Origin of the sequence: Dokdonia sinensis (assembly GCF_003688895.1) — a bacterium.
Classification (GTDB): Bacteria; Bacteroidota; Bacteroidia; order Flavobacteriales; family Flavobacteriaceae; genus Dokdonia; species Dokdonia sinensis.
The window spans coordinates 104,192-123,033 of sequence record NZ_REFV01000004.1 but is presented as its reverse complement, the minus strand read 5'-3'; the positions used below and the strand labels follow the sequence as shown (position 1 = coordinate 123,033).

The 18,842-nt window shown below is 38.1% G+C and carries 15 protein-coding genes; 4 read left to right on the top strand and 11 right to left on the bottom strand.

Translation table 11 applies throughout. The features are described 5' to 3' along the window. Window positions 1–116: 116 nt before the first annotated feature. The gene (locus EAX61_RS05705) at window positions 117–773 is read left to right on the top strand and encodes a class I SAM-dependent methyltransferase (protein WP_347337922.1); all 657 of its coding nucleotides are present in this window, start codon (window positions 117–119) and stop codon (window positions 771–773) included. Window positions 774–793: 20 nt separating this feature from the next. Here EAX61_RS05705 and EAX61_RS16440 read toward each other — a convergent pair whose 3' ends face one another. Together EAX61_RS16440 and EAX61_RS05700 are read right to left on the bottom strand one after the other, a co-directional pair. Continuing rightward, a complete protein-coding gene (locus tag EAX61_RS16440) occupies window positions 794–961 on the bottom strand; it encodes a hypothetical protein (RefSeq protein WP_161555199.1) in 168 nt (55 codons plus the stop codon). Between the two features lie 39 nt (window positions 962–1,000). After that, complete coding sequence (locus EAX61_RS05700; protein ID WP_121916710.1) at window positions 1,001–1,255, bottom strand: hypothetical protein; 255 nt, start codon at window positions 1,253–1,255, stop codon at window positions 1,001–1,003. 108 nt (window positions 1,256–1,363) lie between these two features. On the opposite strand from EAX61_RS05700, the gene dcm reads away from it, so the two are divergent. Further along, on the top strand, window positions 1,364–2,611 hold the full coding sequence (dcm, locus tag EAX61_RS05695) for a DNA (cytosine-5-)-methyltransferase (protein ID WP_201739426.1): 1,248 nt from the start codon (window positions 1,364–1,366) through the stop codon (window positions 2,609–2,611). Here dcm and EAX61_RS05690 read toward each other — a convergent pair. The 7 genes from EAX61_RS05690 to EAX61_RS05660 form a co-directional block, all read right to left on the bottom strand. Continuing rightward, window positions 2,584–3,348, bottom strand: coding sequence for an Eco47II family restriction endonuclease (locus EAX61_RS05690; RefSeq protein ID WP_121916709.1), 765 nt, complete (start codon window positions 3,346–3,348; stop codon window positions 2,584–2,586). The two genes, dcm and EAX61_RS05690, sit on opposite strands and share 28 nt — an antisense overlap. A 342-nt stretch (window positions 3,349–3,690) precedes the next feature. Further along, window positions 3,691–5,505 carry an acyl-CoA dehydrogenase family protein gene (locus EAX61_RS05685; protein ID WP_121916708.1) on the bottom strand — a complete coding sequence of 605 codons (1,815 nt, stop codon included), beginning with the start codon at window positions 5,503–5,505 and terminating at the stop codon, window positions 3,691–3,693. A 231-nt stretch (window positions 5,506–5,736) separates the two neighbouring features. Next, complete coding sequence (locus EAX61_RS05680) at window positions 5,737–6,096, bottom strand: four helix bundle protein (protein ID WP_121916707.1); 360 nt, start codon at window positions 6,094–6,096, stop codon at window positions 5,737–5,739. Window positions 6,097–6,245: 149 nt separating this feature from the next. After that, complete coding sequence (locus EAX61_RS05675; protein ID WP_121916706.1) at window positions 6,246–7,436, bottom strand: acetyl-CoA C-acyltransferase; 1,191 nt, start codon at window positions 7,434–7,436, stop codon at window positions 6,246–6,248. A gap of 40 nt (window positions 7,437–7,476) precedes the next feature. Further along, the gene (locus EAX61_RS05670) at window positions 7,477–7,830 is read right to left on the bottom strand and encodes a four helix bundle protein (protein WP_121916705.1); all 354 of its coding nucleotides are present in this window, start codon (window positions 7,828–7,830) and stop codon (window positions 7,477–7,479) included. Window positions 7,831–7,930: 100 nt separating this feature from the next. Next, window positions 7,931–10,339 carry a 3-hydroxyacyl-CoA dehydrogenase/enoyl-CoA hydratase family protein gene (locus EAX61_RS05665; RefSeq protein WP_121916704.1) on the bottom strand — a complete coding sequence of 803 codons (2,409 nt, stop codon included), beginning with the start codon at window positions 10,337–10,339 and terminating at the stop codon, window positions 7,931–7,933. Next, on the bottom strand, window positions 10,339–10,794 hold the full coding sequence (locus EAX61_RS05660; RefSeq protein WP_121916703.1) for a MarR family winged helix-turn-helix transcriptional regulator: 456 nt from the start codon (window positions 10,792–10,794) through the stop codon (window positions 10,339–10,341). Before EAX61_RS05660 ends, EAX61_RS05665 begins: the two co-directional genes overlap by 1 nt. A 238-nt stretch (window positions 10,795–11,032) precedes the next feature. Between EAX61_RS05660 and EAX61_RS05655 the strand changes: the two genes are divergently transcribed. Continuing rightward, a complete protein-coding gene (locus EAX61_RS05655) occupies window positions 11,033–12,235 on the top strand; it encodes a GAF domain-containing sensor histidine kinase (RefSeq protein WP_121916702.1) in 1,203 nt (400 codons plus the stop codon). A gap of 156 nt (window positions 12,236–12,391) precedes the next feature. Here EAX61_RS05655 and EAX61_RS05650 read toward each other — a convergent pair whose 3' ends face one another. Together EAX61_RS05650 and tsaD are read right to left on the bottom strand one after the other, a co-directional pair. Beyond that, window positions 12,392–13,099: a 16S rRNA (uracil(1498)-N(3))-methyltransferase gene (locus tag EAX61_RS05650; RefSeq protein WP_121916701.1), complete on the bottom strand. Its 708-nt coding sequence runs from the start codon at window positions 13,097–13,099 to the stop codon at window positions 12,392–12,394. A 1-nt stretch (window position 13,100) separates the two neighbouring features. Further along, on the bottom strand, window positions 13,101–14,138 hold the full coding sequence (gene tsaD, locus EAX61_RS05645) for a tRNA (adenosine(37)-N6)-threonylcarbamoyltransferase complex transferase subunit TsaD (RefSeq protein WP_121916700.1): 1,038 nt from the start codon (window positions 14,136–14,138) through the stop codon (window positions 13,101–13,103). A 19-nt stretch (window positions 14,139–14,157) separates the two neighbouring features. Between tsaD and EAX61_RS05640 the strand changes: the two genes are divergently transcribed. Further along, complete coding sequence (locus EAX61_RS05640; protein ID WP_236641988.1) at window positions 14,158–18,621, top strand: translocation/assembly module TamB domain-containing protein; 4,464 nt, start codon at window positions 14,158–14,160, stop codon at window positions 18,619–18,621. The last annotated feature ends 221 nt before the right edge of the window (window positions 18,622–18,842 follow it).

The following is an 18,842-nucleotide window of genomic DNA, read 5'->3' as shown; positions in this document are numbered from 1 at the left end:
TTAGGGTGTTGAGATTACGCTTCCCGATGCGAGCTCGGGACAGGTCTCGCGAAAGCGTACGCACACAAGACAAATTATATGACTTTCTTTGTATATAATATTCTAATTTCAACCTCTTGAGCACGCATAAACGACATAAGAAACCTTGGCCTACTAAAGATGCGATGCAGCAAGTGTATGCAAAACAGCTTTGGGGTGCTGGCACGACGCCTTTTTATTCTGGAGAAGGATCGCATAAGGAGCACATAACGGCGCCTTATGTGACGGCAGTGCAGGCGTTTTTAAGCAATTTTGACCAGCCACCAATGGTGTGCGATTTAGGATGTGGGGACTTTAACGTAGGCAGTCAACTCGTAGCGCATACGGCTAAGTACTTTGCGGTAGATATTGTTCCAGAACTCATCGCGTATCATAAGCAAACGGTAACTGATACGAGCGTTACTTTTTTATGCCAAGATATCGCTAAAGACCCACTACCCAACGCCGATTGTGCACTCGTGCGCCAGGTCTTACAACACCTTTCTAATGCTGAAATACAGGCCATACTCGATAAATTATCACAATATGCTTACGTAATTTTAACCGAACATATCCCAAACGGCACGTTTACGCCCAACGTGGATATTATTTCAGGTCAAGGGACACGGCTTAAAAAGGAAAGTGGGGTAGATATTACAGCCGCTCCTTTTGAGTTTAATGCTAAAACCCAGCGGGAGTTGTGCTGTGTTGCAGAAAGTGATGGGTTGATTCGGACAGTGGTGTATGAGGTGTGATGGGGGAAATTTGCGTTTTATTATATCGCTAGTTTAGCGCTATCCTTCCATAAATAGGGTGGTAGCGGTTCTTCAAGTCTCCAGTTAATATTCATAGGTTTTGCGCCTGAATACGCTTCTAGTCTACCAAGGCCTATAAAAACATAACCTAATGTGTTTTTGTGTTCATCTTTGGCTTGTTCTTTCACAAAGAGTAAAGTAGTTCACAATAAACAGTAAGTAGATAATCACTCATCTTCTTGAAGAATTTGTCTTGTCATAGTTTCTAGTGCGTAATCTCTGTCCATAGGATCACCTCCTTCGTCAATACGCTCTTGGTCTTTGTAAACACCATTTCTATCATTCCAGCAAAGCCATTCAATTAGTTCTGTACGGCTCCAAGATGCTAACTCTTTTAAGAGCGTTTCCTTATTTAGCTCCATTATTTTGTAGTAGGGGTGAGCTAGTTTTATGCGTTCTTCTTCGGTTTGTGGGTATTTCATTTTGATTCAAATTAATGTTTCTATTTATTTTCAATAATAATTTAAAGTTACGTTTAATCTTTCAAATAAACGTTATATTTTTGTAACCATTGTATAATGTTTAATAAGTTGGTTATGAAAGAATATTTGTCATTATCTGAGACTGCAGAGATAGTTGGGAAGAGTAAAGAAACATTAAGAAGATGGGATAATGATGGAGTATTAAACGCTGTAAGAGAACCTGGATCGAACTATCGTGTTTATAGAAAAACGGATATCCAACTATTTATGGGTGAATTACTCGATGAAAATTTTCAAACTCCAGTTTCTAATGTAGTTGAACCTAAAAAGGAATATTCTGTACTTGAATTATTCGCTGGGGCTGGTGGTTTAGCGGTCGGAATGGAAAAAGCAGGACTTAAATGTGTTGCACTAAATGAAATAGATAAATGGGCTTGTCAAACCCTTAGAAATAACAGACCAAATTGGAATGTATTAGAAGGAGATATCAAAAATTTTGATTTTAAAGATTATAGGAATTCCGTAGATGTAGTTACTGGAGGATTTCCTTGTCAAGCATTTAGTTATGCAGGAAAAAAATTAGGTTTAAATGATGCGAGAGGAACATTATTTTATGAATTTGCGAGAGTAGTTCAAGAGGTGCAACCACTTATTTGTATTGGTGAAAATGTGAGAGGACTTTTAAGTCACGAAAAAGGACAAACTCTCGAAGGAATGAAATCAATTCTTGACGAAATTGGATATAAAGTAGTTCCTGTAGAAGTTCTTAAAGCAATTCATTATCGTGTTCCGCAAAAGCGCGAACGTCTGTTCTTAGTGGGCATAAGAAAAGATATTAATATAGATTATCAATATCCTACTCCACATAAAAAGGTTTATAATCTTAAAGATGCTCTTAAGAAAGGAGAACTATACAATAAGAAAGTTCCAAAATCGGAAGGAGCAAAATATCCGGAATATAAGAAGCAAATTTTGGATTTGATACCACCTAAAGGATATTGGAGAGACCTTCCACTTGATTTGCAAAAGGAATATATGGGAGGTAGTTTCTACTTAGGAGGCGGAAAAACAGGTATGGCAAGGCGTATTGGTTGGGACGAACCAAGCTTAACTTTAACGTGTAGTCCTGCTCAGAAACAAACAGAACGTTGCCATCCTGATGAAACAAGACCGTTCACAGTTCGAGAGTATGCTAGAATTCAAACGTTCCCTGATGAGTGGGAGTTTGCAGGTTCTACTTCACAACAGTATAAACAAATAGGTAATGCAGTGCCTTGTAATTTGGGGCAGGAAGTTGGGTATTCTGTTATAAAGTTCCTGAACTCTTATTATTTAAGTTTGTCAAAACCTAAGTAGTAGCTAAAATTTTCAAAAGTAATTTCGTTTAAAATAGTTCTTTTAGTTTGACTTGAACTAGTTGAAATTTCTTCAAGAGCCGAATTAGTATGTGATTTCTCATTTTGTTGCTTTTTCAAATAATCAGTAATAGCCTTAGGTAAAACACTGTATAATTGAAAGAGAGCGTCTTCTTGGCCAGATAGTAATTTGTAAAATTGATCACCTGATATTTTGTACACTCTACTGTGACTGTATTCTTTACCATTTATTTCTCCAAACCATTTTTCATTAAAGCTATTTTTTGCAAGAATCTGAACCAAATAACAATTAGCTTGCTTATAGGTATCTGCATATTTGGCTAATTTCTGAAATAAGCTTTCAGCCGAACTACTATTCATAGTATTATGCTTGTTTTTAATATCAGCAAATAGAGTGTCATTACTTGCTTTAATATCAAAACCACTTAAATTTCCTATTTCGTAACCAGAAATGCCTCCTAAAATTTGTTCGTGAAATGTACCAATGGAGTTATTTATAGATTTATCTATCTGACGATTTATTTCTGTTTTTATGAGTGTCTCTTCATCTAAATCATTGAATTTACTATCAAAAGTTAATTTAATTGTATCTATTTTATTTTTGTAAAATTTCTTTTTACTCACATTTGCTTTAGCCTTCAAATATGATTTGTGAAGGTTTTCAATACAATTTAAGAGATGTTCATCGGTTATAAAATTCAGATATTTATTAGCCATTCTTAAAACTTAATTTTTCTAGTGACGAAAGTAGAGAATATAATTGGGTTTATAGGTGGATACTCTGAAGGTCTTTTGCATATAGAAGTAGAGAAATAGAATAATTGTATATTTTCTTAATTCACTTATGAATTCTTGCATTAACGAAAATACCAAAGAAGTCTACAGAGAAGTCCATATAGCTCCCCACAAAAAAACCACCCAATTACTCAGGTGGTTTTGATTTTTCGCGCCAAGCTAAAGACTTGGACATATAAAGCGAATTATAAAAATGTATTGATAAAGTATTTCGGTAATCAAATGAGACTTCCGCCTACGCGGAAGTGACAAATACATTCCTGTCTACCCATCAAAACGATATTTTCCGTTCTCTTCAAGATCGCTAGAAATTTGCTTTCTAAGGGCAACGATGTTAGGCATATTGGTATACTTTGTAAAACGTTTAAGTCCCATAAGCATTACGCGTTGCTCATCACCTTCGGCGAAAGAGATAATAGACTCCTTAGCTTTTGTGGCTACGATGTCTACTGCATTGTACAGATACAATTGCGTCATTGCAATTTCTGTTTTCTGCGAATCTTCACCTTTTTTCTTAGCATTCTTTTCGGTACGTAGTAACGCACTTTCTGCCATATATACTTGGATCAAGATATCTGAAGCAGCAAGTAATAATTGCTGGTGCTCTTCTAATTGTGGGCCAAATTTCTGTACCGCACTTCCTGCTACCATTAAAAATACTTTCTTAAGCTTCTTGATAATTTCTTTCTCTTCGGCAAAGAGTTCGCTATAATCTGGAGTGTCAAAACTTGGGATTCCCATAAGTTCTTCACCTACCGCTGTTGCAGGACCTAAAAGGTCTACGTGACCTTTCATCGCTTTCTTTACAAGCATTCCTACCGCAAGCATACGGTTTATCTCATTTGTACCTTCATAAATGCGAGCAATACGTGCATCTCTCCAGGCAGATTCCATTGGGGTGTCTGCACTAAAGCCCATTCCTCCAAAAATCTGGATACCTTCATCACTACACGCTTGTACGTGCTCAGAAACGGCAACTTTTAAGATAGAACACTCTATAGCATATTCTTCTACACCTTTAAGCTCTGCTTCTTGGTGGGTGTTTCCAGCCGCCTCACGCATTGCGATACGGTCTTCTATATTTTTTGCAGCACGGTAACAAGCACTCTCATCTGCATAAGCATTTGTCGCCATAATAGCGAGCTTACTCTTAATCGCTCCAAAGTTGATGATAGGTGTTTTAAACTGTACACGTTCCTTAGCATAGGTAGTTGCTTCATTAATCACACGACGCTGCGCATCTAGACAAGCCGCAGCTAGTTTAATACGACCTACGTTAAGGGCGTTCATAGCAATTTTAAAACCGTTACCACGCTCAGAAAGCATATTTTCTACAGGAACCACAGTATCATTAAAGAATACCTGACGCGTAGATGAAGAGTGAATACCTAACTTCTTTTCTTCGTCACCTAATGTGATGCCGTTAGAAGGATCATTTTCTACGATAAACCCTGTGATATTCTTATCATCTTCTATTCTAGCAAAAACGATAAATAGGTTACAGAATCCAGCATTTGAGATCCACATTTTCTGGCCAGAAATTTTGTATGTTTTTCCGTCATCAGAAAGAACTGCTTTTGTTTTTCCAGAATTTGCGTCAGAACCAGCACCTGGCTCTGTAAGACAGTATGCACCAAACCACTCACCAGTAGCAAGTTTTGGTACGTACTTCATCTTTTGCTCTTCGTTTCCATAAAGCGTGATAGGCATGGTACCAATTCCCGTATGCGCTCCAAATGCCGTACTAAATGATCCTGTAGCTCCAGAAATGTAATCACAAACGAGCATTGTAGAGACAAAGCCCATTCCTAGACCGTCATATTTTTCTGGTACAGCAACGCCTAAAAGTCCGAGTTCACCAGCTTTACGCATCGTTTCTTCAGTATAAGCGTAGTCTTTTTTCTCAAAACGCTCCCAGTGTGCCCATAACTCACGATCTACAAACTCTTTGGTCGAGTCACGCATCATACGTTGCTCTTCATTTAAGTCTTCCATCGTAAACACGTCTTCACATGCTGTTTCCTTAACGAGGAACTGACCACCGCGTAGGATTTCTTTTTCTGTTGTTTCTGTTGCCATAATTAGATATTAGATTTGAGATTTTAGACGTTAGATAGGAGTGTTGTATCGTCCTTCTAAAATCTGTTCTCTATGTTTATTTTGTGTTATTCTTTATTAATTATTTTTTTACGCTTTCGCGAAAATATTCTCTGTTGTATTTAATCTTCTATAATCTACTCTATTCTTGCTCCGCTACGCTTCGCGATGTAAGACTTGCTCGCTGCGCTTTGCTGATATACGATTTATGACTTAAACGATTGTTTTCATAAAATTAGAAATCATATTCTGTATTCGTTGAATTTTATTCTCAAGGTGACTAAAAGTTTCCTCTGAAATATATTCTATTTCATAAGCAATAATCAACTGTGTTTCCCATTCAAATGCAGATCCAAGCGCAGTTTCTAAATATTGATTAAAATGTTTATTACTACTCTTTGCTGTTCCTTCGGCAATATTTGAAGGAATAGATACAGCACATCGTTGCATTTGACTACTCAACCCATACATTTCAGACTTAGGAAATATCTTAGTAGTTGCATAAGTCTCCTTAGCAACCTCAATACCTTCTTTCCAAATCCCTAGTTTTCTAAAATTATGTCTACTATTCATATTTATCTATAGAGATATCGTCTATGTTATACATCGACATCATTTCGCCCTAGCGAAATCAACTTCCATTTCAAACCACTTTAGTCGTACATCGTACATCAAGCCGAAGGCTAAGTCATACATCATTTCGCGAAAGCGAAATCATTCCCTTACTTCAAAAACTCGTAAATCCCAGCTGCTCCTTGTCCAGTACCAACACACATAGTCACCATACCATATTTGCCAGCCATATCTCTCTTACGCATCTCGTCAAATAATTGTACAGAAAGTTTACCACCTGTACATCCTAGCGGGTGACCTAAAGCAATAGCACCACCATTAACATTTATGATATCTGGATTTAAGTCCAACTCACGAATAACAGCTAGAGATTGTGACGCAAAAGCTTCGTTTAATTCTATAAGTTCTATATCGCTTTGTTTTAATCCTGCTTGTTTAAGTGCTTTTGGCACCGCAGCGACTGGTCCTATTCCCATCACGCGAGGAGGTACACCTGCTGCTGCATAGTTGACCATACGTGCTATAGGCTCAAGATTTAATTCTTTTACCATCTCCTCACTCATAACGAGTACAAAAGCGGCACCATCACTCATTTGTGAAGAGTTACCCGCGGTAACACTGCCGTTTGCTGCAAAAACAGGTCGTAGCTTGCCGAGTACTTCTTTACTCGTTCCAGCACGTGGGCCTTCATCTTTAGTTACCGTATATTTTTTAGACTCTTTTTTCCCGTTTGCGTTTACAAAGGTTTGCTCGACCTCTATAGGTACGATTTGGTCTTTAAAACGATCTTCAGCCTGTGCTTTTAAGGCTTTCATATGAGAGTTGTAGGCAAACTCATCTTGATCTTCTCGAGATACTTTGTATTCGTTAGCTACTGCCTCGGCCGTATTTCCCATTCCCCAGTAATAATCTTCGTGACCCGATTTTACGATGTCGTAGTTTAGTTCTGGTTTAAAACCTGTCATAGGCACAGAGCTCATAGATTCTGCACCACCAGCGATTATACAATCGCCCATTCCGGCTTGAATCTTTGCTACTGCCATCCCGATGGTCTCAATACCTGAGGAGCAAAAACGGTTTACCGTTACTCCAGGTACATCAATAATGTCTAATCCCATAAGAGAGATTAAACGTGCCATATTAAGACCCTGAGATCCTTCTGGCATAGCGTTACCCACGATGACATCGTCTATACGCTTTTTATCAAAATTAGGCAGCTCATCCATCATATATTGAATGGTTTCTGCTGCGAGTTCGTCTGCTCTCTTAAAGCGAAAAACTCCTTTTGGGGCTTTACCTACTGCGGTACGGTAGGCTTTTACTATGTATGCTGTTTTCATTTTGTAGATTTTAGATGTTAGATATGAGATTTTAGATTTTTTACTTTGAAAATTTTCTAATTAACGAGTAATTAATCTTTTGAACCTCAATCAAATCTTTAATAATCGGTTGAACTTGGTTATCATTAACGAGTTCTAATCTTTTTGATAATATAAGCTGCGTAAGAAGCTCATTTGAAGAGCCGCTTGCAATACCTAGAAAATTTTTAAATTCTCCATCTGTATTTCTGCCCGCGCCTTCTGCTATATTTGAAGGAACTGAAACTGCACAACGTCTTATTTGACTAGTAAGTCCGTACTTTTCCTCTTTTGGGAATAGTGCAGAAAGGCGATATACATCTTCTGTAATATCCATCGCTTTTTGCCAGACTAGTAATTTTTGAAAATCGTGCATTTTATTAGATTTTAGTATTTAGATGCGAGAAATGAGATAAAATGGTTAAAGAGAGTGAGCGTCTCAAATCTCAAATCTCACGTCTCACATCTAAGAAACTCTAGTTTCTCAACGGTTTCCCTTTCTTAATCATATGCTCTAAACGTTCTAATGTCTTGCGTTCTCCTGTAAGACTTAGGAAAGCTTCACGCTCTAAATCCAGTAAGTATTGCTCTGACACTTTAGTAGGTTCAGATAAATCTCCACCTGCCATTACGTAGGCAAGCTTGTCTGCAATTTTACGGTCGTGTTCAGAGATATAGTGAGAGGCTTGCATGGAGTCTGTTCCTACTAAGAACATCCCTAAGGCCTGTTTTCCTAATACTAAAACATCATTACGTTTTACTGGTTGTGTGTATCCTTGATCTGCCATTTGTTTTGCCACGGCTTTTGCTGTTGCAATCTGGCGGTCACGATTTACCACGACAATATCTTTTCCGTGTTTCAGGATATTTGTGTCGTAAGCTTCATAAGCCGATGTAGAAACTTTTGCCATCCCGATAGTAAGGAAGTGCTCTTGAAGAACGTTAAGCTGTACGTCACCTTTCACGAAAGTGTCAGAAGCACGTAGCGCCATTTCTTTAGAACCACCACCACCAGGAATCACACCTACACCAAACTCTACGAGACCGATGTAAGATTCTGCTGCAGCAACAACTCTATCTGCGTGAAGGGTCATCTCACAGCCACCACCTAGCGTCATTCCGTGAGGAGCGACTACAGTTGGTATTGCGCTATAGCGTAAACGCATACACGTATCTTGGAAATATTTTACGGCAGCGTTAAGCTCATCATATTCTTGCTCTACGGCCATCATAAAGATCATCCCGATGTTTGCCCCTACAGAGAAGTTAGTTCCTTGATTACCTACAACGAGACCATCATAATCTTTCTCTGCCATATCGATGGCTTTGTTTAGTCCAGAAAGTACATCGCCACCTATAGAATTCATCTTAGAGCGGAACTCAACATTCAAGATTCCGTCGCCTAGGTCTTGGACAGAAACACCTGAGTTTTTAAACACCTCAGTCGTCTTACGCACATTGTCTAGTATGATAAATGCATCTTGACCTGGAATTTTAGTCTGTGTCTTAGAAGGAATATCATAAAAGTAAGTAGCTCCATCCTTTACTGTATAGAAACTCTCACTTCCTGAGGCTTTCATTTCAGTCACCCAAGAGGCAACTTCAAGACCTTCGGCTTTCATGAGTTCGATTCCTTTGTCAACGCCTACGGCGTCCCAGATTTCAAACGGTCCGTGCTGCCAGCCGAAACCAGCTTTCATCGCGTCGTCTATCTTGTAAAGCTCATCTGTAATTTCTGGAATTCTGTTTTGTACGTAAGCAAATAAATGGGCAAAAGACTTGCGGTAGAACTCTCCGGCTTTGTCTTTCCCTTTTACGAGCACTGGAAAACGGTCTGCAACGTTATCTATCGTCTTTGTAAGTTCGAGCGTTGCAAACTTAGCACGCTTGTTTGCGCGGTAGTCTAGTGTTTCTAAATCGAGAGATAAAATGGCGGTATTGCCTTTATCATCTTTTGTCTTTTTATAGAACCCTTGACCCGTTTTAGAACCTAGCCATTTGTTTTCCATCATCGTATTGATGAAGTCTGGAAGAGCAAAAAGCTCCTTACGCTCATCGTCAGGACAGTTTTCTGCGATACCGTTTGCTACGTGTACGAGTGTGTCTAAACCAACAACATCTACCGTTCTAAATGTCGCCGACTTAGGACGACCTATTACTGGACCTGTTAGTTTATCAACTTCTTCGATGGTCATTCCCATTTCCTTTACGGTGTGGAAGAGTGACATAATCGAGAAAATCCCAATACGGTTTCCAATAAATGCTGGGGTGTCCTTAGCAACTACAGAGGTCTTACCTAGGAATTTCTCTCCGTATTCATTTAAGAAATCTAGTACGTCCTGATCGGTTTTTGGTCCAGGAATGATTTCAAATAACTTGAGGTAACGCGCAGGATTAAAGAAGTGCGTCCCACAGAAATGCTTTTGGAAATCGTCGCTACGTCCTTCGGACATAAATTTAATAGGGATTCCAGAGGTATTTGATGTTATAAGTGTTCCTGGAGTTCTGTGTTTCTCAAGATTTTCGAATACTTGCTTCTTGATATCCAGTCGCTCAACAACAACCTCTATGATCCAATCTACATCTTTTACTTTTGCAATATCATCTTCCAGATTTCCTGTTGTGATGCGGTTTGCAAAATCCTGACTATAAATAGGAGAGGGTTTGCTTTTAAGCGCAGTTGCTAGCGCCTCATTTACCATACGGTTACGTACTACTTTATCTTTTAAAGTAAGTCCCTTTGCTTTTTCTTTGTCGTTTAGTTCGCGCGGTACGATATCTAATAATAGGACATCTACACCGATGTTTGCAAAATGACAAGCAATACCGCTTCCCATAATTCCACTACCGATGACGGCGACTTTCTTAATTCTACGTTTTGCCATTATTTTAGTATAGTTTCTTCTTGGTTAAATACTTTTCTATTTTGGATAAGGTCATTTATGGTATCTATTACCTCGTAAAAATGATTTACCTTTTCTTCTGATATATTGTTGCGCACGGCACCATTAAAGGTTTTTACTTGAGCCTTTGCAAAATCTCTTTTTTCTTTACCGAAAGGGGTAAGATGTATAAGGACGCCACGTCCGTCTGCAGGATTAGGTTTACGCTCTATAAGTCCACGCTCTTCCATTGTTTTGAGTGTGCGCGATAGGGAAGTGGCTTCCATTCCCATTCTCGGCCCTAATGCTGTAGATGGCGTACCTTGATCAGGATCAATGCTGAGAAGTGCAAATCCAACAGCCATTGTCACGTCAAATTGAGAGGCTTGCTCGTTGTACATTTTCATAACTGCTTGCCAAGTGGCTCTTAAACAGTAATCTATTGTTTTGTCTTTCATGAATTTTGGTTGCGAAAACGTTGTAAATATACAAATTATATTATGCGTGCATAGTATATTTAAAAAATAATTTGATCAATTAATTGGATTTGTAGTTCCATTTATGATTTATACGCTTTCGCGAAAGCGTAATTAGGATATAAATTCTTTCAATAGTGTTCACTGAGATTGAATCCCGTCCAATTGTGTTAATGTTTTATTTTATCTTTGTTTTGTTCAACAATTTAAAACCTTCAAAATGATTGTAGCAGCTATTCCCAAAAATGAAGCACAACGTCTTGAAGCGTTGCATAGTCTTGAAATTCTTGATACCCCAATGGATGGGGATTATGAACATATTACGGCTCTGGCTGCATATATATGTAAAACAGAGGTCTCTTTAATTTCTCTCATAGACAAGGATCGTCAATGGTTTAAGTCTAAAAAAGGGACGACTCTGTGTGAAACATCTCGCGACAATTCTTTTTGTGCTCATGCTATCTTAAAGCCAAATGAAATTCTCGAAATTCCAGATGCAAGAAAAGATCTTAGATTTATAGAGAACCCGCTTACCAAAGCAGATGAGCCTGTTGTTTTTTATGCGGGTATACCACTCTTAACTACAGATGGAATGGCTATGGGGTCCCTCTGTGTAATTGATAGTAAACCTAAGATATTAGATGAAGGACAAAGGATGGCTCTCAAGAGTTTAGGAAAACAAGTAGAGCGTTTGTTTGATCTTCGGTTAAAGAATAGTGCGCTGGAACAAGCTAAGAATAGCCTTTCAAAGCATAATGACTTACTAAAAGATTTTGCAGGAACTGTATCGCACGACCTGAAAATGCCACTTTCAAATCTGATCTTGACTTCGGATATTCTTAAAAAGAAATACGAGGGAATGCTTGATGAGACAGGCTTAACCTATTTAGGGTACTTAAAGAAATCTTCACTTTCTATGAGTAAGTACATAACAAATATACTTGCGCATTATGAAAGTACGGCTTACGATAGAGACGATGCGCATAACTTCCAGCTCAATGAGATGCTTGAAGATCTTGTTGATTTACTCGATATAAAATATGAATGCGAAGTACACTTGCCTGATACTAATTTTGAGATACATTGCAATCGCTCTGCGTTAGAGCAGGTTTTTCTCAATTTAATAGGTAACAGTCTTAAATACAATGATAAAAAGCGTACCATAATAAGTATTGGTGCACGTGAAATGGAAAATTACTTTGAGTTCTCTGTTAGAGACAATGGAAGAGGAATTGAGGAGGATAAATTAGACACTATTTTTACCTTATTTAGTACGATAGGACACTTAGATCGCGATGGTGAAAAGGGGCACGGTATAGGTCTCTCTACGGTTGAGAAGTTGGTAGATAGTTTTAACGGAACCATAAAAGTGAGTTCAGAATTAGGTAAGTATACCGAGTTTGTATTTACAGTAAAGAAGTAAAATATTATAGTTTAGATAGCCTGGAAATAAGAAAACCCGCTTTTAAGCGGGTTTTCTGTTTGCATTAATGAGGCGACGGTCCATTACTTGAATATATGTGTTGTTCAATTCTCTATATTTTCCATAATAGACCAACCTCACATGTCTTGAGTTGGTTTAATTATCGTTTAGAAAAGAAATTAATTGGCAGGCGGTAATAGCTGCCGTTTCTGTTCGCAATCGCTGACTCCCTAACGTGACTGCAATATATTTATTTTCTGCCGCACTAGAAATTTCTTCTGGAGAAAAATCACCTTCTGGGCCAATTAATACTAGTACTTTCTTCTTTAAAGCAGCACTATGGCTAAGTTTATTTTTTTTTGTGGGTTCGCAATGAGCAATAAATTTATGTTCGCAAGAAGCGTCATTAATAAAATCTTTAAAGGAGGCTAGCGGATTAAGTTTAGGTAAGTGTGCTTGGAGCGACTGTTTCATTGCGCTTTGAATTATTTTTTCAAAGCGTTCTTGCTTAATAACCTTGCGTTCACTATGATCACATAGTAATGGTGTGATTTCAGAGATTCCTATTTCTGTAGCTTTCTCTAAAAACCATTCAAAACGATCGTTGCTCTTAGTCGGGGCAACTGCTAGATGAAGATAATAGGGTAGTGGTGCCTGCTGCTCAAAGCTTTTTATCTCAATTATGCACTTGTTTTGTCCTGCAGCAGTAATAGTTCCTTTAAAAATATAACCCTTTCCATTTGTGATATGCAATGTATCTCCTTCCTGCTTTCTAAGTACGCGAACAATGTGCTTGCTCTCATCTCTGGGAAACGAATAAGTTTTAGTTAGGAGCTCTATGTCTGAGTTGTAAAATAATTGCATATTAAATTTTTAAACGGGACTGTGCTGACACTCCTTGATCTACAAAAGAGTTTTTGTTTTCTAGGTTCTGATACTTAAGATATCCTACAATCCCAATCATCCCTGCATTATCTGTGGTGTACTCAAATTTTGGGATGTATGTTTTCCACCCCCATTTTGCTTCTCCGTCTTTAATTGCTTTTCTGATTCCGCTATTTGCAGAAACACCTCCACCTATGGCTATACTTTTAATTCCAGTTTCCTTGACAGCTTTTTTAAGTTTGTCTAAAATTATGTTTATGATAGTGTACTGAATCGAAGCACAAATATCATTCAAATTCTCATTTACAAAATCTGATTGAGCTTCTGTATTGCGTTGTACGAAATACATTATTTGGGTTTTTAAACCACTAAAACTAAAATTTAACTTAGGGACATTAGGTTTAGTAAACGGAAAAGCCTTGGGGTTCCCAAGGGCAGCATATTTATCTATAAAGGGTCCACCTGGATAGGGCAAGCCTAGTAGCTTTGCGCTTTTATCAAAGGCTTCTCCTACAGCATCATCTATGGTTTCTCCTATGACGGTCATCTCAAAATAGTCATCTACACGTACAATTTGAGTATGCCCTCCAGAAATAGTCATTGCTAGAAAGGGAAATGATGGTTTCTCATATCCTTCCTCATCAATAAAATGAGCGAGAATATGAGCTTGCATATGATTTACATCAATAAGTGGTAAGTTTAAACCTAATGCGAGTGACTTTGCAAATGAGGTGCCCACAAGTAAGGATCCTAGTAGTCCAGGACCACTAGTAAATGCTATGGCATTTAGTTGTTTTTTATCGATATTTGCTTGCCTTAAGGCTGCGGCAACTACAGGAACAATATGTTGTTGATGTGCGCGAGAGGCAAGTTCTGGAACCACACCGCCATATTGCTCGTGAATTGCCTGACCAGCAACAACATTAGACAACACTTTATCGTTGTGCAATACAGCAGCAGATGTGTCGTCGCAAGAGGACTCAATCGCTAGAATAAAACAATCATTTTTTAAGGACATGAGCTAGGGCAAAATACTTGTGAAAGAAGACAAAGTTAAGACAACCTCCCGTACCAAAAAAATAAGCAAAATCGCCTTGCGCACTTTGCTTGTCTTATTATTGCTATTTGGACTGTTGTTGCTATTATTCTCAATTCCTAGTGTACAGACGAGGCTTGCGCATTTTGCGACAAGTAAAATTAACAAACAATATAATACGGATATAAACATTCAAAGAATCGGACTTAAGTGGAATGGCGATGTGAATGTTAAGGGTGTTTATATAAAAGATCATAAGGCAGATACGCTAATCTACGCAAGAACACTCGCCACAAGTATACTCAGTATTAAGAATGTGGTTGACGGCACGATGGAGCTAGGTTCGATAGATTTAGAAGGTGTAAAATTTTACATCAAAAAATATGAAGATGATGAAGTGGACAATCTTTCACTCTTCTCTCGCAAATTTAATACGGGACAACCGCCTTCTGGGAAAGTATTTCTTCTTAGTTCACCAGATATCGAGATAGAGAACGGCGCTTTTCGATTTGAGAATGAGGACTTAGAGAATCCGCTAGTCATAGATTATCGCAATATTAATACAGACTGGCAAGATTTTAAGCTGGAGGGGGAAGCGGTAGATGCTTATATAGACCATCTGCAGTTCGAAGCGCGTAGAGGATATCAAATTTCGGATCTGAAAGGTCAAATTCACTACGATCCGGAACTAATTACGCTTACAGATTTTGACTTGAAGACGGAAAATTCGGCTATAGTGGGGACTATAAAGCTAGATACTCGGGATGGTGCGCTAGATGATTTTAATACGAGAGTTGGGGTTGAAGCTGCTTTCGCGAAAGCGGAAATATCAACTAACGATATCAGACCCTTTTATGATGGACTAGCTCCAAATAAAATGCTATCCTTAAAAGGTGACTTAAAAGGAACGCTGAACGATTTTAATGTTCCCAATTTGGAGTTAACGGGTCTACAGAACTCGAAGGTTTACGGAGATGTTAACTTTAAGGGACTTGTAGAAAGCGGAGATTTTGAAATTTCTGGAAATTACAATCTTATCCAAACCAATTATTTTGACCTTAAAGCATTACTCCCAGACGTATTATCTGCACTTCCTGCCTCCTTGTCGCGATTGGGAACGGTCCAATTGCGCGGGAGAAATGTAGTTACCCAAAGTAGTGTAGACACAAAAGGAACGCTAAGTACGGGGTTAGGAAAAGCAACGCTGGATGTGACATTAGATAATATTCAAAATACAGAGTTTACCATTTACAATGGCAATGTAAAGTTGGATAATTTTAATGTAGGCCGCTTTGCAGATGTAAAGAGTCTAGGAAAAACAACTCTAGATTTAGATGTAAAGGGCGTGGGCTTTATTCAAGACAACCTCAAAACACAGCTGTCTGGTGAAATTAGTAGCGTCCAGTTTAATGATTACACCTATCGCAATATTACGGTGTTCGGAAACCTTAAAGCACCAGTTTTTAATGGTGAGATTTTTGTCAAGGATAAAAATCTCAATGCAGATCTTCAAGGACTAATTGATGTGACTAAAGCTGTAAATAATTATGATTTTACTGCAGACATTTCTTATGCAGATTTAAATGCGCTCAACCTTGTTAAAGATAGTGTTGCTATTCTTAAGGGCGAGGTGCTTATGGATATGAAGGGAACTGGGATAGATGATGCCTTTGGGCGTATTTCATTTACAGATGCAAGTTTTCAGAACATTAATGCTACATATGAGTTTAAAGATTTTGAAATTACGTCTGTCTTTGATGATAAACGCGTTAGAACTATAGAGATAAATTCTCCAGATATTGTTAGTGGGACAGTAACGGGTGTCTGGGATTTTAGAGAGGTTGTTCCGCTTTTTAAAAATGCTATCGGAAGTCTATATACAAACTATCAGCCAGAAATTACCACAGAAGGTCAGTATATGGATTTTGACTTTGATATAAAGAATAAAATTGTTGAGGTTTTTGTTCCAGAAATAGAGTTTGAACCAGAAACCATCATTCGTGGTAGTGTCGTTTCAAACGACTCTGAGTTTAAACTTACTTTCAAGTCGCCAAAGATTGAAGCCTTCGGACGAATGGCGCAGGCCATAGAAGTAAAAGTAGATAATAAGAACCCGCTCTTTAACACCTACGTTGCTGCAGATAGTATAGACGCTGGTTTTTATGCCGTCTCAGATTTTAACCTCATTAATGTGACGCTTAAAGACACGCTGTTTATGCGTTCAGAATTTACAGGAGGGAAGCGCAATGACGATGCATTTAATCTCTCCTTATATCATACCATTAATGCAGATGGTAATTCTGTGCTAGGATTTAAGAAGTCAGAAATCGAGTTTAAGAATAATGAGTGGTTTATAAACGAGGCAAACGATAAGAATAATAGCGTCGTCTTTGATAATAACTTTAAGGATGTTGATATCAAAACATTGGTGCTCAGCCATAAAGATGAACGTATAGCGTTAAAGGGGCAGTTGCGAGATTCTACTTATAAGAACATTGAGGCTAAGTTTACAAACGTCGATCTCAAAAAAATCACTCCTGAAATTGAGAACATTGACCTTGAAGGTCGCGTAAATGGTAAACTAGATTTACTTCAAAAAAATGGAGCTTACTACCCTAATTCCTCAATAATTGTAGATAACATTGGTGTAAATGGAACCATCTTAGGAATTTTAGATCTCAAAGTAGAGGGAGATACATCGCTTTCCAGTTATGATGTAAGGACTGTTCTCAAAAATGATAAGTTAAAATCATTAAGTGCCACAGGGACAATTAATGTGAGTAGCTATTCTACAATAAATCTTGATGTTGCATTAAAAGATTTTGATTTAAGTCCTTTTAATGCTTTGGGAGGAGATGTGATTACAAATATCAGGGGACTTGCAAGTGGTAATGCTATTGTAAAAGGCGATTACAAAAATCCAGATATTAATGGAAACCTTACACTAGAAAATGCAGGGTTAAAAATCCCATATCTTAATACAGATTATGATTTTGCAGGTACATCAAACATAGGATTGAGCAAGCAAAAATTTATATTTAAAGCGGTAGACTTAGAAGATATAAAGTACAAGACCCGTGGTATTTTAGATGGCTCCATATCTCACACTTCATTTTCTGACTGGAAGTTAGACTTAGGCATTAGTACAGATAGACTCTTAGTACTCGATACAAAAGAGGAATTAGAGGCATTATACTATGGGACAGGTTTTATAGCCGGTAGTGCTTCTCTAAAAGGACCTACTGATAATCTCGTCATAGATGTTACAGCCGAGACTGAAAAAGGAACTAAATTCTACGTTCCCATAGATGACTCAGAAGCAATAGGAGATAACTCTTACATACATTTCCTAAGTCCTGAAGAAAAAGAGGCAAAAATAAACGGTGAAGTAGTACAGACGGCACGCGATAATGGATTAGAACTCAATTTTGACCTAGACATAGATGACGATGCACTTATTGAAATTGTAGTAGACAAAGTAAACGGTAGTTACCTTACTGGTCGGGGTGCAGGAACAATCTATATGGAAATAAATACCAATGGAAAGTTCAATATGTGGGGAGATTTTGTGGCCTATGAAGGCAAATTCTTTTTTAAATATGGAGGCTTGGTTTCTAAGCAATTTGATGTAGAACCTTTGGGAAACATTCGCTGGGATGGCAATCCTGAGCGAGCATTACTAGATGTAAAAGCCGTGTATCGTACTAATGCAAATCCATCTATATTACTGGAGACATCCTCAGTTAACAGAAAGATTCCTGTTGAGGTTGTTATTAATCTTAATGGTGAGCTCATACAGCCTGACATCGACTTTGATATTAATTTTCCTAATTCTGGTAGTACGGTGACATCAGAGTTAGAGTTTTTATTACAGGATAGGAATACAAGAGAACTTAATGCTATTTCATTGGTATCACAAAGTTCATTTTTGAGTGGGGCATCTGTAAGTAATGTGAGCAATGCCGCATTAGTAAATAACGCTTTTGAAACCGGCTCCTCTATATTAAGTGGGATATTATTTAATAATAATGGCGAAGTTTTTGACGTGGGTGTAGACATCGTCGCTGCAGACCGTGATCCTAACCGGCAGAGTGCTGGCCGTGTCGGGTTTACATTATCTACTCAAATTTCTAATCGAGTGCTTATAAACGGTAAAGTTGGGGTGCCTACAGGCGGCGTGAGTGAATCGGTCATTGTGGGAGATGTCGAGGTAGATTTCTTACTTAATGAGGATGGAACATTACGAGCAAAGGTCTTTAATCGTCAGAGTGATATTCAATTCATAGGTGAGACCGAAGGCTATACGCAAGGCGCAGGTATTTCCTATTCGGTTGATTTTAATACCTTTAAGGAACTCATCAATAAAATCTTTAAAGGAAAGAACAAGAGCGTCGAAAATGAACTCCGTGAGAGGCCTTCAGAAAATGAGAAAATCGGCCCAGACGGTGTAACTTTTAAGAACTAGCCTTTCGGCGAAAATGTGGGTGACGGCATAAGCTTTTTCTAAAGGTAGCATTGTCCGCTTTCGCGAAAGCGTAACCACTCCCCAAAACCTAATATTTCTTAATTTCATTCCTGTTTTTCAGTTTCTAGAGCGACATAGAGAAAAAAGTTGTCAAACGAAAACGTTTGAAATTGACAATCCGTCTAAAAAGCCCGTTAATACTTGAATTATCTAGATTTAGT